The sequence below is a fragment of the Longibacter sp. genome (assembly GCF_051155795.1).
In the GTDB taxonomy this organism is placed as follows: Bacteria; Bacteroidota; Rhodothermia; order Rhodothermales; family Salinibacteraceae; genus Longibacter.
In genome coordinates this window covers 1-14,271 of record NZ_DAXETW010000023.1, presented here as the reverse complement: position 1 = coordinate 14,271, position 14,271 = coordinate 1, and the positions used below count along the sequence as shown (strand labels likewise).

The following is a 14,271-nucleotide window of genomic DNA, read 5'->3' as shown; positions in this document are numbered from 1 at the left end:
GGCCCCCCCGTAACTCGTCGAGGCTGTAGAGGTACTCGCGCTCGTCATCCGCATGCTCTTCGAGTGTCGTGGCGGCCCAGTCAGGCAGCGGGTCGAGCGTGTCGTAGCTGTCGCGATTGTAGTAGCAAAAGTTCATCGTGATCTCCCGTCGGACCATCAACTCCTCGATGTAGGAATCGATCTCGGACTCCGGTGCATCGGATTCTCGAATCCGATTTGCAATCCAGACCGGCGACACCTGTCCGAAGTGGAGGAACATGCTAGCGTATGACACGGCAGACGTCTCCGGTCGATTGCGTTTGTCATCATAATCGCTGAACTCCTTCGCGATGAAGGTGCGGATAACATCTTTCGCATGGCGAGGACCGCCCCGATACAGGTTGGAGACCGCGCCTATGCTCCGATCGAGGTCGAGTCGATCGGTTACTGCGTCGACATTCGACAGGTCCAGACCGTTGTCGACGTCCAGATCCAGGGAGAAGTGTTCGACCGGAGTCGGCTCCAGATCGACGAAAAAGGCCTCCGCGTGCTCCCACAACTTCGGGCGAATGGTGCGGGCGGCGTACTCGCTCTTGTCAGATGCCAGTTCAACCGGTACGATCACGTCACCTTCCACCTGATCGACGCGACACGGCGCCTCGGAGGCAACCGTCTCCCTCCATGTTCGCTGGTGACGAAGGTACCCGCGGTCGGTCACCAATACGACCGCGCGATCCGCATGCCGTAACGCCACCTCATCCGGCGAGCCGTGGGCGACGACCATCTTAATATTGCGCTCCTCCGCGAGAATTCGCTGCGTTTGCTGGAGGCCTTCGAGCATGAATGTGTAATGCCGGAGATTGGCCTCCGGGTAGTCGTCCATCAGTCCGAAGACGACCAGCAACGGCCGGTCGTGGTCGTTGGCAAGTTGCGCCGCGCGTTCAAGCGCCGGGTTGTCCTCCGGTCGCTGCGACTGCTGCATCCAGTATAATACGTACTCCCCGCCCTCATTGACCGGGGTGTCGTTGAGAACCTGGATGCGTTCGTTCTGAATGTCGGATGTGAACGCGACCATGAGGAAGACTATATGGTGGAGGACGATCTATGACAGCGCCGCTACAAACGTCACGAAATCCAACCAGGTGCCGCCCTCCGCGTAAGCCCTACGGCATCGTTTCATTCCCGCATCGCATCTCACCCCCGCTTCACCCTCTGCACGTTGTCCTTCACCATTCACAATTTGCAATTCAAAATTCGCACTCCGCAATTCGCACTTCGCAATTCGCACTCCGCATATCGATCCTCGCTCGTACCCTCGCCTGGACTCGAACCAGGATTTACGGCTTAGGAGGCCATCGTTCTATCCCGTTGAACTACGAGGGCAATGATAGAAATGAACAGCGGCACCCGGGAGAAGCCAGACTCCCAGCCACCACGTAGATGCGAAAAACGAACGCCCGAGCCGTCGGTTTCCGGTAATCCCGATCGATGCTCTGGGGACCAATACCTGCTTCGTTTTTCCAACGCGCAGAACCAGGAACCCGATGATCCGGTCGGAGGCCCCCACGCGGCGGGATCCACCGCTCGTTCGGTTCATTCAGTGTCCCGGGTTTCCTTTCGTTCCCACGTCCCTCCTGCCATGTCCGATCCGTCATCTCCCGTCTCCAACCCGTCGTCTCGTGACGGGCACTCGTGGTCTCGTCTTGCCTGGACGGTCGGTGCTGCCGCCGGCACCTATGCCGCCGTGACCGGTCTCCAGCGGCTCATCCGGGGTCAACTTCCGGCCGCGAGCACGCTCCCAAAAGCTCTTTCTGCCGAAACGCGAACCGTCGGATTGCCCGGCGGGAATGTCAATTACTATCACCGTCCCGGTCGCGGCACGCCTCTCGTATTCGTACACAGCTTCAACGCGGCGGCGTCGCCGTTCGAAATCGAGCCGATCTTCGACCACTGGGCGCGTGCAACAGATCGGCCGCTCTACGCGATGGACTGGCTCGGCTTCGGTCGCTCCGACCGGCCCGGCATCGACTATCGTCCGGATCTCTACCGCTCACACCTCTACACCTTTCTTCGAGATGTCGTGGGAGACCGGGCGGATATCGTGGCACTGTCGCTCGGCTGTGAATATGCAGCATCAGTCGCACTGCAGGCATCTCCCCGGGTGCGCCGGCTGGTCCTGCTCAACCCGACCGGCCTCGGCCGCCGCCGCGGGCCGGCCCCCATCGCTCAAGCGATGATCAGAGCTGCAGATAAAACCGGGCTGTTCGAGCTTCTTTTCTACCGGCTGACGCGGACCGGCTCACTCCGTGATTTCTACGAGCGGCAGGTCTTCGTCCGGAAGCGCGATGTGCCCGATGCCCTGGTTGATTACGCGCACGTGACCAGTCATGCGAGGGGCGCCCATCATGCGCCGCGCCGCTTCGTGGACGGTTCGCTGTTCCTTGACAACGTCGCCGCCGACGTGTACGTCCGCCTCTACGCGCCGACGCTACTTCTCACACCGGCCGACCCGGCAAGCACGGTCCAGACCTTCGAACGCCTCCCAGACGTGCTCCAGAGCAACAGCCGTGATCTCTCGCACCGAAACCTCCCCGGCGGTCTCCTCCCACACTGGGAATCAGGCGCTGCCCGGGCAGAAACGCTCGCAGCCATCGACGCCTTCCTTTCGCCGTAGTCCCGTCTGGCTCCACCCGGCCCGATCGCTCCCGTACCGTCCACGCCCCGCTGCATTCCTCTTGCCTATGATCGACCCGTCGCGCCTTTCCGAATCCGAGATCGCAAATCTCCGAGCGGACACGCCCGGAACGGGTCACGTCCTCCACTTCAACAACGCCGGAGCCGCCCTCCCCCCGAAGGCCGTGGTCGACGCGCAGGTCCGGCATATCCGCCGGGAATCGGAAATCGGCGGGTATGAGGCAAAGGACGAAGCCGAAGGGCAGCTGCAGCACACGTATCGCGCGATCGCAACCATGCTCGACTGCGAAACCGACGAGATTGCCCTGATGCAGAACGCGACCCGGGCGTGGGACATGGCATTCTACGGCTTCCCGTTCGAGGCCGACGACCGGATTCTGATATCCCGGTCTGCCTACGCGAGCAATTACATCGCCGCCCTGCAGATTGCCGAACAATCGGGGGCCACCATCGACGTCATCCCCTCGACCGAGAGCGGTTCCGTGGACGTTGAAGGCCTGGAGGCCATGATGGACGAACGCGTGGCTATGATCGCACTCACGCACGTCCCGACAAACGGTGGCCTGGTAAATCCCGCCGCGGAGGTCGGAGCCGTTGCCCGCCGGTGGGAGGTGCCGTACTTGCTGGATGCATGCCAGTCGGCGGGCCAGATGCCGCTGGACGTGAATCACATCGGATGCACGATGCTGTCGGCGACCGGTCGAAAATATCTTCGCGGGCCGCGGGGCACCGGCTTCCTGTACGTGGACGACGCATGGATCGAACGCATTACCCCGCCACTTCTTGACCTGCATGCGGCCACCTGGACCGGACCGGACAGCTACGAAATCCGACCGGATGCGACCCGGTTCGAAACCTTCGAAACGTACGTCGGCGGGATGGTGGGACTCGGCGTTGCCGTTCAGTACGCCCTGGACCTGGGCCTGGAGGTGATTTACACTCGTCTGCAGGAGCTATCATCGTCCCTTCGACGGCGTTTATCAGAGGTGGACGGCGTCACCGTTCACGACGCGGGAGTCGAGCGGTGTGGCATCACAACGTTTTCCTCAGAGCAGCTGGACGCGGAGACCATCAAGGCCCAGTTGCGAGCTCGGGACGTCAACGTATCGGTCTCCTCCTCCCCGTCGACCTTGCTCGATGCGACCGCCCGAAACCTTCCGACCCTCGTGCGGGCATCCGTGCACTATTACAACACCTACGACGAGATCGACGCTTTCATCGATCATCTTCACGCCATTCTCCGCGACCGGTCATGACCCACGAGGAGACGTCCGACGTCATCTTGTTCGACGCCGAGGCCAGACTAAACAACCTTGACGCCGACCGCCCGGCGCAGGACATCTCGGCCTGGCGCATCGTGAACGACACGGTGATGGGCGGCGTGTCGACAAGCTCGGTCTCTCGCCTGGATACGGCGGCGAAGTTTTCCGGGGAGGTATCGCTCGAGCACGGCGGCGGGTTTGCATCCGTCCGAGCTCCCGAGCAGCGGATTGACGTATCGGCAGCCGACGGCTTCCACGTCACGGTACGTGGCGACGGGAAAACGTACAAGTGGACGGCATACACCCACACCGGCGGTGCGATCAGCTATCGCGTCCCCTTTACACCGGCGGCCGACTGGCAGACCATCTTTCTCCCGTTCGCAAATCTTAAACCCTTCCGCCGGGGCCGGCATCTCCCCTCCGCACCGGCCTTCGACCCCGCGTCCCTCCGGACGTTCGGCATTCTGATCGGAGACAAACAGGCAGGACCGTTTCGACTCGACATTCGACGTGTTACCGCCGGAGGCGCTCGTAGAAACGAATCCGGGTACGACTCCAGAACGTAGGGAGACGAGACCAGGCCGGATGCTATGACTTGAACACCACTCGCGTCCGCCTGCATCTGAACCAGTGCATCTGAACCAGATTGCCCTGCGCTCGAAGCGGTCATCGTGGCACGATGGCAAGACGGTGGTGGATGGACAGACGCAAGGTAAAGGCCACTGCTATCATCGGCCAAGCTGAAACGTGACGGGCAGCGACATCACCACGTTCGTCGGCTCACCGTTCAAAATTCCGGGTTCGAAAGTCACCCTTTTTATCGCGTCAACGGCCGCACGGTCGAGGTGACGGTGCGCACCTCTGACGACTTCAACGTTTACCGGTTTTCCCTCCGTGGTGACGACGAACTGCACGAAGACGCGGCCTTCGATGCCCCGACGCTTGGCAGCCCTCGGGTACCGCACTTCGTTCATGAGGGCCCGCATGCCGCCGACGAGCTTCGGCGCCTCATCCGCAACGACGACGGTATCCATCGCGGGCGTCGGCGTCGACTGTCCCGTTGCGGCGTCCAGATCCGCAAGGAATAGCAGAAACACAACACCCAGCAGGCGCCACCCCCTGCAGAAGGACACCCTACAAACATACATCATATTAAATTCTGTTTTTGTATAGATAGCGGAGCATTCGTACGCCACTTGATCTAGGTAGGGTTCCCATTAAATAAGCGTTACTTCGAGTGACAACCGGACGCCGCGTGCTCGGCTTGAATCATAATTCTTACGGCGTCGCTACCGGATCCGGTGAGTAGTCGATAGGTTACGGTACCGCTGCGGGATCCATCCCGCCTTCGACGCCCCCGCATTCGCTCCCCCTTCGCATGTCCGATCTGTTCGACTCCACCGAGCGGAAGAAGAAGTATGTTGCTATTGCCGGAAACATCGGTGCCGGCAAGAGCTCTCTGACCGAAATCCTTAGCGAGTACTTTGGCTGGGAGGCGTACTTCGAGCGGGTGGACGACAACCCGTATCTCACGGATTTCTACAATGACATGCGGCGTTGGTCCTTCAACCTGCAGGTGTTCTTTCTGTCGAGTCGCTTCAAGCATCAGCAGCGCATCGAAGACATGGAGGGGTCGGTAGTGCAGGATCGGTCGATTTACGAGGATGCGGAGATCTTTGCCCGTAATCTCCACCAGATGGACCTAATGAGTCCGCGGGACTACGAGAATTACGTGGAGCTCTTTTCGATCATGACGTCGTATCTGAAACCGCCGACGCTGCTCGTCTATCTGAAAGCCTCGGTCCCGACGCTGGTCAACCACATTCAGAGCCGAGGACGCGACTACGAATCGACCATCCGCATCGATTATCTGGAACGGCTGCAGGGCCACTACGAGGAGTGGATCTCGAACTACGACCTGGGTCCGAAGATGATCATCGACGTGGACGAGCTCGATTTTGTGAATAACGACGCCGATCGACGGGACGTGCTCAACCGAATCGAGAGCCGGCTTTTCGGCCTGTTCCCGGACGAGTGACGCGACCTCGTTCGCGCCGGCTGGTGCATTCGTTTCCTTATTTCGCGATCCGGCCTTGCTCCGTTCGGTGGCTATGACCTTTTCCCCCAGCGCGGTGACTGCACTCGCTCTACTCGCGTGCGTCGCGGGCATCAGCATGTTCGCGTCCTCCGCGGCCGGTCAGGACACCGACACAACGCGTACGCCGCGCGATTCAATGGCTGCGCCCGCGGCGCCCGCGGATACGGCTCGCGCTCCCGAACGCGCGGACCCAGAACGCGCGGACACCGTCGCGATCGACACCACCGGGACCCGGTCTGCCGCGCGATCCGGCCCCTTCGATCCTCTCGCCTTTGTGCGGACGTCCCCCGGGCGGAGTGTCGTAGATACACTCTCGGCGCGGTTGCCGGAAACGGACATCCCCAACCTCTTGCAGCGAGCGGACGGCGCTTTCCTATACGACATCGGGCCGGAGGGGTGGCCGCACAGCGTGAGCCTGCTCGGTCTACCGCCCGGGGACGCGTCGTTCTGGTTTGAAGGGCGCCGCTTCCACGACCCGGTGAGCGGACGTCCCCGGTACGACCTTATCCCGCTGGCCCTCATCGAACCGCTCCGCACGGGCGTTGACCTCGGAGGAGGTCCGGTGGGTGTGTATGCCGACGGACAGAATTACGGTGGGGTCGAACCTCTGACGCAGATCCGGTACCGGCGAGACAGCAATGGTTTCTCGCGGGTGGACGTCCTGCACACGCAGAAACGCCAGTTCGACCTGTTTGGCCCGCCCGGGGTGCTGGACATCGAGTTCGGGTACGGCGGCGCGACGGCATCCGGAGAGTACGGACCGGGCACGGAGTTCGATCTTTATCGCGGGTTTCTCGGACGGATCCGCTACCGCACCGGCGACTGGGCGTTCGGACTCAGTAATTACGCAATTCGGCACCGCGTCGCTGCCCACGGAGGAATCCCGCCCTCCCGAGGTATCTTCGGAACGGTTTACCTGCGACCGATCGGTCAGCCGCGTTACGCCCGTGCCTTCCGTCAGACGGTTCGCAACGACCTGACCTTCCGCGTCCGCGGCCCGATGGTCCCCGGCCTCCCGCCGGCGCAGGCGGCGATGACGTGGACGTCGGACACGTTCGACTTTACCACGGCGTATGGAGGAGAGGGAGCCGCCGCCGACACCAACTGGGTCGTAAAATCGAATGCATTGCACGGGTCGATCACGCAGCCGCTCCTCCTCGGAGTTCATCGGCTGAGCCTGACCGGTCGCGCTCGTGTCCAGTCGCGCTCTCGGGGCACGGCTCTGCCGACCGGCGGACGGCGTGGGGAGGTACACGTGACCCTCCGGGACTCCGTCCGAGCCGCGGGGATTGAGTGGATCCTGGACGTCGGAGCGCACGCGACGGAAACGCAGCCCTTCTACCCGTCGGCCTCCGTTCGAGCCGAAACGCGCGTGGCCTCAACGGGCGTCTTCGCGGCGGCTCGATTAACCGGGCGCCGGTACGCATGGATGGAGACGACCGGCTTCGAGGGCTTCGTCGCGCCGGTCGACAACGCGCCGGCACCCCGAACCCTCCTCCTGGAAGCCGGCGTCCGGCGCAGGCTGGGGCCGATCGACGTTGGCGTGACCGGCTACGCTCACCAACAAACCCACCCGGTCGATCTGTACGCGACCGCCAACGATGGAACGCCCCCGACGGCGCTGTCGGACACGGTCACCGTTCAGGCGGCAGACACGCCTTTTCGCCAGGCCGGTGTCGTGCTGGATCTCAGCTGGCGAACGCGGGCGGAGCGCGGCCTCTACGCACGGGTCACGGGGACGGCCCACGAGTTCCTAAACCCGGACGCATCCCTGCTGCACGCGCGGTCGTCCCGGACACTCCCCTCAGCGCATGCCCGGGGCGTCGTCGGCGCCCGCTTCCTGCTCTTCCAGGATCTTATCTTCGATGCCCGCGTCGAGGGGCAAGGCTGGTCCGAGATGAGCAGCCGTCTCCTCCACACCCCAACCGGGCGACTTGTCGTCCCACCGCTGAACGCCCCGGAACCGTCGTTGACCGCCCGTCCGGTGACGTCGCCACTGATCGGTCCGGACGGTGTGGTCGACGTGCACGTTGATATCGACCTGTACGGGGCGACGCTCTTCTTTACCTTCGAGAACGCCCTGGGCGGTACCGGGGTCGACATTGGATCGCTGATTGTGCCGACGTATCCGCTGCCGGATCAGCAATTTCGCTTCGGCGTCTACTGGGCCATTTTCGATTGATCGACAGTGCCTACTCCCGCCCTGCCGCCCACCCGGAACGTGAAACGACGGCCCCTTTGCGGGCTTGCGGATCCGGGGCGGACTGTGTAGCTTACAGAATTGTAAACATGCGTCCGACGGCCTGCTTTCATGACAACCATGACGACGCGCACGCCGGCGGTTGCCGGGCTTCGGTCCGGTGGAACCGCTTCCCGGGCCGACATGAATTCGGCACGTCTCTCGTCCTGTTCCTCCCGACCCACTGCACACTATGAGCAACCGTCGTTCCGGCGATAACGTGATTCGCTGTTCGTTTTGCGGATCATCAGCGCAGGAAGCCAACTCGATGGTCGCCGGACCGGACGTTTACATTTGCGATCGCTGCATTCACGAGGCGTCCGGCATCGTGAAGGGGGAAGGGGGAGGGACGTACCGCGCGGGTCCGACAGGCGATGCCGTCCGGACGACCCCGATGGCACCGCACGAGATCAAGGCCGCTCTCGACGAATACGTGATCGGTCAGGACGCCGCCAAGAAGGCCATGTCCGTGGCGGTCTACAATCATTTCAAGCGGATCGACGCCGACCAGTACGTCCACGACTACAAGGACGTCGAGCTCGAAAAGTCGAACATCTTGCTGATCGGCCCGACGGGAACGGGCAAAACCCTGCTGGCTCGGACGCTGGCGCGTATTCTGGATGTCCCCTTCTCCATCTCTGATGCGACGGCGCTGACGGAAGCGGGATACGTCGGGGAGGACGTGGAAAGCATCCTGTCGAATCTTCTCCGATCGTGCGACTTCGACGTCACCGAAGCGCAGCGAGGCATCATTTACATCGACGAGATCGACAAGATTGCCCGAAAGTCGGAGAACGCTTCGATCACACGGGATGTATCCGGCGAGGGCGTTCAGCAGGCCCTCCTCAAGCTTCTGGAGGGGACCGAAGCGGGCGTTCCGCCGAAGGGGGGCCGCAAGCACCCGGAGCAGAGCCTCGTCAGTGTGGACACCCGCAACATCCTGTTCATTTGTGGAGGCGCGTTCGACGGGCTTGGAGAAATCGTGCAGCGCCGGCTGTCTAAGTCCACCCTCGGGTTTCGGTCGGATCGAACCGACGACCGGCGCCTGGACAAGGACGACCCCGCGATCTTCGGCCACGTGGAGCCCGATGATCTGCTACGTTTCGGCCTGATCCCGGAGCTGGTCGGTCGATTGCCGGTGACGACCTCGCTGAGTACGCTCACCGATGAGGAAATGAAGCGTATCCTGACCGAGCCGAAGAATGCGCTGATCAAGCAATACCAGAAGCTGTTCGCGATGGACGGCATCGACCTCAGCTTTGAACCGGAGGCGTTGCAGGCCGTCGTCGAACAGGCGCGCGGTCTCGGTACGGGGGCCCGCGGTCTACGCTCGGTGATGGAAGGAATAATGCTGGATGTAATGTTCGAAGTGCATCGTATGCAGGGGGTCGGCGCCGTACGCATTACGGAAAGCACCATCCGGGAAGGGTCGGGACCGATGTACGACGAACGCAAGGCCAGCGCGTGACGTGGGGAATGAGTCTCGCGGCGTGGTGCGTTCCAGCCTCCGAGGCCGGGTCGTAACATGCCGATGAAAGGCGGGATCGATTTTTGCCTCATGAGGTACAGTGGTTCCGGAAACGACCTGTACGTCCTCCGTCCGTCGTGTGCTGTCGCATGAAATCATTGATGTCGCCCGACACGTCGAGCTCTACGGTTTCTCTCGATGGCTCAACCGCGTCCACGCTCCGCGTCTGGAGAACGGCGCTGTTGTACGCGCTGGCTATCGCCATCGGCCTCAACCTGTTCGTGGCGCGCCCCTTCGTTGTGCCAACGCCCTCGATGGCCCGAACGGTCATCCCGGGGGACTACATCCTCGTCTCCAAGCTGCATTACGGCCCGCGGACGCCGATGACCGTGCGGCTTCCGTTCACGGGACCGATCGCCGATCTTCATTTTCCCTCCGTTCGGCTCCCCGGGTTCACCGCCCCCAATCGCGGGGACGTTGTCGTTTTTAATCTGCCGACGGAGAGCGGGCCGATCGACCAGCGGACGCCCTACCTGAAGCGAATCGTGGCCCTTCCCGGCGACACCCTCTCCATTCGCGACAAGCAGGTCTACGTGAACGGCATGGCGGAGTCGCTCCCCGCAACGGCGCAGCAACGATGGCGCGTTGAGATGGCGGGGACTCAGTTGTGGGTGTCGCCGGACGAGTTGCGCTCCCTCGGCGCCGGTACCGCCTACGGTACGCATCGCTCGGGTTCGTTCGAGGTCAGCGCGACTCGGGACGTGGCCGCGCGAATTGCCGATCTGCCGGAGGTGGAATCCGTCCACCCCTCGGTCGTGGCGCAGGAGCGGCGCGCGTCCGTCTCCCTCTTCCCCGAGGGCTCCGGCAATACGACCGACCGCTTTCGGCCCATGCGGATCCCGAAAGCTGGTGACGAGATCTGGCTATCGCCGCGGACACTGCCAATGTATCGCGATTTGATCGAACGTCATGAGGGCCGCGAGGTCACGGTTCGCGACGGCACGGTCCACATCAACGGCACCCCAACGCAGCGATATACGATCGAACGCGACTACTACTTTACGCTCGGCGACAACCGCGACAATTCGTTCGACAGCCGCTTCTGGGGCTTCGTGCCCGAAGACCACATGATCGGCAAAGCGGTCTGGACCTTCTTCTCCTGGGATCCGGAGCAGGAGGCGATGCGGCCTGACCGCTTTGGTCCCCTCCGCTGAGCTACCGGAAGCGACAGATCATGGTGGATCGATGAGTGCGCGGACGTCCGTCGCTCCGTCAGGTCCGGGACGGCTCCGCGTCTTCGACCGCCCTGGGAGCCGGCGTGCTATCGGCGGGCTCCCTGCGGTTGCGCGATCGCTCTTCGATACGCTCCTTAAGAGCGCGCATCATCCCGGCGTAGACGACCCGGTGCGGAAGAGCGATCAGATTCCAGTAAATCGTTCCGGCGAGTCCTTTCGGCTCGAAAAAAACGAGTTGCGACACGCGGCAGCGTTGATCCGACAGAGCTTCGACCTCGAACTGCAGCCACGCCCGTCCCGGCAACTGCATTTCTGCGCGCAACCGTAGCATACGGGTCGGCTCGTCCTCCTCCAGCGCTTCGACGCGCCAGAAGTCGACGGCATCCCCCACGCGCAGATCGGTGGGGTTCCGGCGCCCCCGACGGAATCCCACACCGCCCGAAACCTGGTCGATCCAGCCGCGAATATGCCAGAGAACATCGGCATACAGCCAACCGGATTCGCCTCCGAGACCCTTGATCACATCGAAGGCAGTCTCAGCCGACGCATCCACGTTTACGCTGCGCGTCTCCTTGAACAAGCCTTCCGTCGTCTCCAGTTCTGCCGTCATCTCATTCTTTTGCGGCGACGAAGACCGGGCGCTGTTCCAGACCGTCGGGACCTCATCCGATTCCGCCCGCCGGAGTGCCAGCCGCAGCGCGGCCTCGAACGGGATAGGCTCGATGTCCGGAAAGAGGCCTCGAGCGTGGTCCGGGTCGTCGACGACGACCTCATTGTCGAGTCCTTCGATTAGGGGGCGGGCAATGCTGTTGGCGATCGGAGTCACGAGCCCGACCCAGTGGGACGAGAGCGTTGGCGTGAAAAAGGGGACGGGGACGAGCGTGCGCTGGAGCCCCCGCACCTCGGCGTATTTGCGAAACATCTCGCCGTACGTCAGCACGTCCCCTCCGCCGATCTCGATGATTTGACCTGCGCTATCCGGCGTCCGCAGCGCCGCCATCAGGTATTCGAGGACATTGCGGATGGCGATCGGTTGCGTCGGTGTACTGACCCATTTGGGGCAAATCAGAACCGGGATACGCTCGGTCAGATACCGAACCAGTTCGAACGAGAGGGAGCCAGACCCGACGATCTGTGCCGCGCGAAATTCCGTTACAGGGACGGGGCCGTCGCGGAGGTGATCGCCGGTTTCCATCCGGCTGAGCAAGTGCTCCGACTGCTGCTCTCCCTTCGGACGCATACCGCCGAGGTAGATGAGGCGATTTACGCCCTTTGCCTGTGCGGCTTTTCGAAAGTTTGTAGCCAGGATACGGTCTCGCTCGGCAAAGTCGTCGCCCGTGCCGAGGGAGTGGATAAGGTAGTAGGCAGCATCGATCCCCTCCATAGCAGCCTCAATGTCCTCCGGGTTCATGGCGTCGCCCACGGCGATGTCGACGCGGTCCCCCCAGGGTTGAGCGCGGAGGCGGCGCTCGCTCCGAACGAAGCAGCGCACGTCGTACCCCTCCTGGAGAAGACAGGGGACGAGGCGACCACCGACGTAACCGGTTGCGCCGCTGACCAGAACACGTTCAGGCTTTGAATCGGACATGACGTAGCATCATGTGTACAATGAACCGTCGGGCCGCGGGCAGTGGGTGCCGCTTTGACGAGAGATCTGCCCGTTTCTTGAATATAAGCGACGTACATTCCTACGCCACCATCCTGTTGCGGGTTGACGGTTGTAACCAGTTCTGGACGTTCTGATTACGAAAATCTCCCACTACAAAGGGACCACGTTTCCATACATAGGTTAAGCAAGACACGCGAAGTGACGGGCGCGCCGTTGTCATTTGGCTTCGGCGGATACCGTCCTCTTCTGCATCTAGACCGTCCTTTTCATTACAGCGGACACCATCTCATGGCAGACAAGAAGGAAGGTACCGAAACCTGGCCCGAACTCGCAATTGGCCTGTACGACCGGTTGACCGGTCGCGGCGCCGAGATTACGTATGAATTTGAGGACTTCGAGCTTTCCGTGCCCAGTAAGGTCGGTGCGGACGCCGACCACGCCCAGTGGAAAATGAATGGCAGCCTCAAGATCCGCACGACGGATAAGCGGAACTAACCGTTTGTACCCATGGCCGCGGGGGAGGACCCGGCACGGCATGCGCAACCCCGATTCGCGACGCGATTTGCGTCCGTATCGGGGTTTCTGTGTCGTAGACCGCCGGCCGGATCCCTCCGCTTCGTCGGTGCCGTATACTGTCCCGTGAAGCCGCCAATCAACGCCTCCTCGTCCAGCGCTCCGTCCACTGCACTCACCGACCCATGTCTCTCCCTCTCGAAGTACTCGCTGACCTGACGCTCGCCATCGACGGCGAAGACATACAGATTCAGGGGGACGGCGAAGTTGTGGTCGTCGATCTTCCCTCCATTCGTGCCGGTCAACGCCTGCTGCGGTCCGGCCCCTGGTCCGGAGATGTTCGCCGACTGCGCACGGAGCAATTTAACACGGCACTGCGGACAGCCGGAATCACCGTCGAGATTCGATACCGAGGCGAGACGATTGCGCGGCTCGGGAGCGGTGCCACGCCCAATGCCGTTGCCCGGCTCCTCGACGTCGGCGAGATCGAACTTCACCCGGTGAAAGCCATCCGAGCCGAAGCACGGGCGCGCCCTCTAACGACGCTCGCCGTTATAGGCGGAACGTCCGCTCTAATCGCCTATCTCATTTCACGCCTTCGCAAGTAGACGCAAGGGCCGCCAGCACCTCACGACGTGGACTCCGCGTCCCGGCCGTTCACCCGCACGAGCTGCCGGTTCTTGAGCGACACCTCGACAATGGTGCCGCGATCGGACGGGCGAATCGCAAAGCCGGCCTGAATCGCACGGGCACGCTGGCGCATGATCCGGAGCCCCATCCCTTCCGGATCCTGAATGGCATCGCGAGAAATGTGCGTGCCGTTATTCTCGATCGTCATCCGTAGGTGATCGTCGGTCGAACGGACGACGACTTCAATGACGGTCGCTCCCCCGTGCTTAACGGAGTTTGTGATGGCCTCCTGCGTGATCCGGTAGAGCTGCGTGGCGATGTCGGCGGACGTCACATCCACATCTGCATCGGCGCGTACGGTGCACGTGACCCCGTACAGTGCCTCCGCGTTGGAGGCGAGCTCCTGCAAGCCCGGAATCAGCCCGTCATTCGCAAGGCTCACCGGGTATAGCTGACGGACGTGCTTGCGCAGCCCGTTAAGGCCGTTGCGCATGTGTTGCCGGAGGGACTCAAGTTCCTCGGTGAGGTCGTCATCTCCGCGCTC

The 14,271-nt window shown here is 62.3% G+C and carries 13 protein-coding genes and 1 tRNA gene; 9 read left to right on the top strand and 5 right to left on the bottom strand.

Annotated features, from left to right (window positions below; genetic code table 11):
• Together ACFCU0_RS03460 and ACFCU0_RS03455 are read right to left on the bottom strand one after the other, a co-directional pair.
• Window positions 1-1,054, bottom strand: a 1,054-nt coding sequence (locus tag ACFCU0_RS03460) for a deoxyribodipyrimidine photo-lyase (protein WP_434972271.1), incomplete at its 3' end; no start/stop codon positions are given.
• Window positions 1,055-1,289: 235 nt separating this feature from the next.
• Window positions 1,290-1,362, bottom strand: a tRNA-Arg gene (locus ACFCU0_RS03455).
• Window positions 1,363-1,618: 256 nt separating this feature from the next.
• Between ACFCU0_RS03455 and ACFCU0_RS03450 the strand changes: the two genes are divergently transcribed.
• The 3 genes from ACFCU0_RS03450 (at window position 1,619) to ACFCU0_RS03440 (ending at window position 4,501) form a co-directional block, all read left to right on the top strand.
• Window positions 1,619-2,653 carry an alpha/beta fold hydrolase gene (locus ACFCU0_RS03450; protein ID WP_434972270.1) on the top strand — a complete coding sequence of 345 codons (1,035 nt, stop codon included), beginning with the start codon at window positions 1,619-1,621 and terminating at the stop codon, window positions 2,651-2,653.
• A 67-nt stretch (window positions 2,654-2,720) separates the two neighbouring features.
• Window positions 2,721-3,929 carry an aminotransferase class V-fold PLP-dependent enzyme gene (locus tag ACFCU0_RS03445; protein WP_434972269.1) on the top strand — a complete coding sequence of 403 codons (1,209 nt, stop codon included), beginning with the start codon at window positions 2,721-2,723 and terminating at the stop codon, window positions 3,927-3,929.
• A complete protein-coding gene (locus ACFCU0_RS03440; RefSeq protein ID WP_434972268.1) occupies window positions 3,926-4,501 on the top strand; it encodes a CIA30 family protein in 576 nt (191 codons plus the stop codon). The genes ACFCU0_RS03445 and ACFCU0_RS03440 overlap by 4 nt, the downstream gene beginning before the upstream one ends.
• A 162-nt stretch (window positions 4,502-4,663) precedes the next feature.
• On the opposite strand, the gene ACFCU0_RS03435 is transcribed toward ACFCU0_RS03440, so the two are convergent.
• On the bottom strand, window positions 4,664-5,068 hold the full coding sequence (locus ACFCU0_RS03435; RefSeq protein ID WP_434972267.1) for an energy transducer TonB: 405 nt from the start codon (window positions 5,066-5,068) through the stop codon (window positions 4,664-4,666).
• 245 nt (window positions 5,069-5,313) lie between these two features.
• Here ACFCU0_RS03435 and ACFCU0_RS03430 point away from each other — a divergent pair, with 245 nt between their 5' ends.
• From ACFCU0_RS03430 to lepB, 4 genes are all read left to right on the top strand, one after another.
• Window positions 5,314-5,973, top strand: coding sequence for a deoxynucleoside kinase (locus ACFCU0_RS03430; RefSeq protein WP_434972266.1), 660 nt, complete (start codon window positions 5,314-5,316; stop codon window positions 5,971-5,973).
• Window positions 5,974-6,067: 94 nt separating this feature from the next.
• A complete protein-coding gene (locus ACFCU0_RS03425) occupies window positions 6,068-8,215 on the top strand; it encodes a putative porin (RefSeq protein WP_434972265.1) in 2,148 nt (715 codons plus the stop codon).
• Between the two features lie 250 nt (window positions 8,216-8,465).
• Window positions 8,466-9,740 (top strand): ATP-dependent Clp protease ATP-binding subunit ClpX, encoded by a 1,275-nt coding sequence (gene clpX, locus ACFCU0_RS03420; RefSeq protein ID WP_434972264.1) that lies wholly within the window; start codon window positions 8,466-8,468, stop codon window positions 9,738-9,740.
• A 149-nt stretch (window positions 9,741-9,889) separates the two neighbouring features.
• A complete protein-coding gene (gene lepB / locus ACFCU0_RS03415) occupies window positions 9,890-10,954 on the top strand; it encodes a signal peptidase I (RefSeq protein ID WP_434972263.1) in 1,065 nt (354 codons plus the stop codon).
• 58 nt (window positions 10,955-11,012) lie between these two features.
• Here lepB and ACFCU0_RS03410 read toward each other — a convergent pair whose 3' ends face one another.
• Window positions 11,013-12,563 carry an SDR family oxidoreductase gene (locus ACFCU0_RS03410; RefSeq protein ID WP_434972262.1) on the bottom strand — a complete coding sequence of 517 codons (1,551 nt, stop codon included), beginning with the start codon at window positions 12,561-12,563 and terminating at the stop codon, window positions 11,013-11,015.
• Window positions 12,564-12,872: 309 nt separating this feature from the next.
• Here ACFCU0_RS03410 and ACFCU0_RS03405 point away from each other — a divergent pair, with 309 nt between their 5' ends.
• Window positions 12,873-13,079 carry a hypothetical protein gene (locus tag ACFCU0_RS03405; protein ID WP_434972261.1) on the top strand — a complete coding sequence of 69 codons (207 nt, stop codon included), beginning with the start codon at window positions 12,873-12,875 and terminating at the stop codon, window positions 13,077-13,079.
• A 203-nt stretch (window positions 13,080-13,282) separates the two neighbouring features.
• On the top strand, window positions 13,283-13,705 hold the full coding sequence (locus tag ACFCU0_RS03400; RefSeq protein WP_434972260.1) for a hypothetical protein: 423 nt from the start codon (window positions 13,283-13,285) through the stop codon (window positions 13,703-13,705).
• A gap of 20 nt (window positions 13,706-13,725) precedes the next feature.
• Here the strand turns inward: ACFCU0_RS03400 and ACFCU0_RS03395 are convergent.
• Window positions 13,726-14,271, bottom strand: a 546-nt coding sequence (locus ACFCU0_RS03395; RefSeq protein WP_434972259.1) for a sensor histidine kinase, incomplete at its 5' end; no start/stop codon positions are given.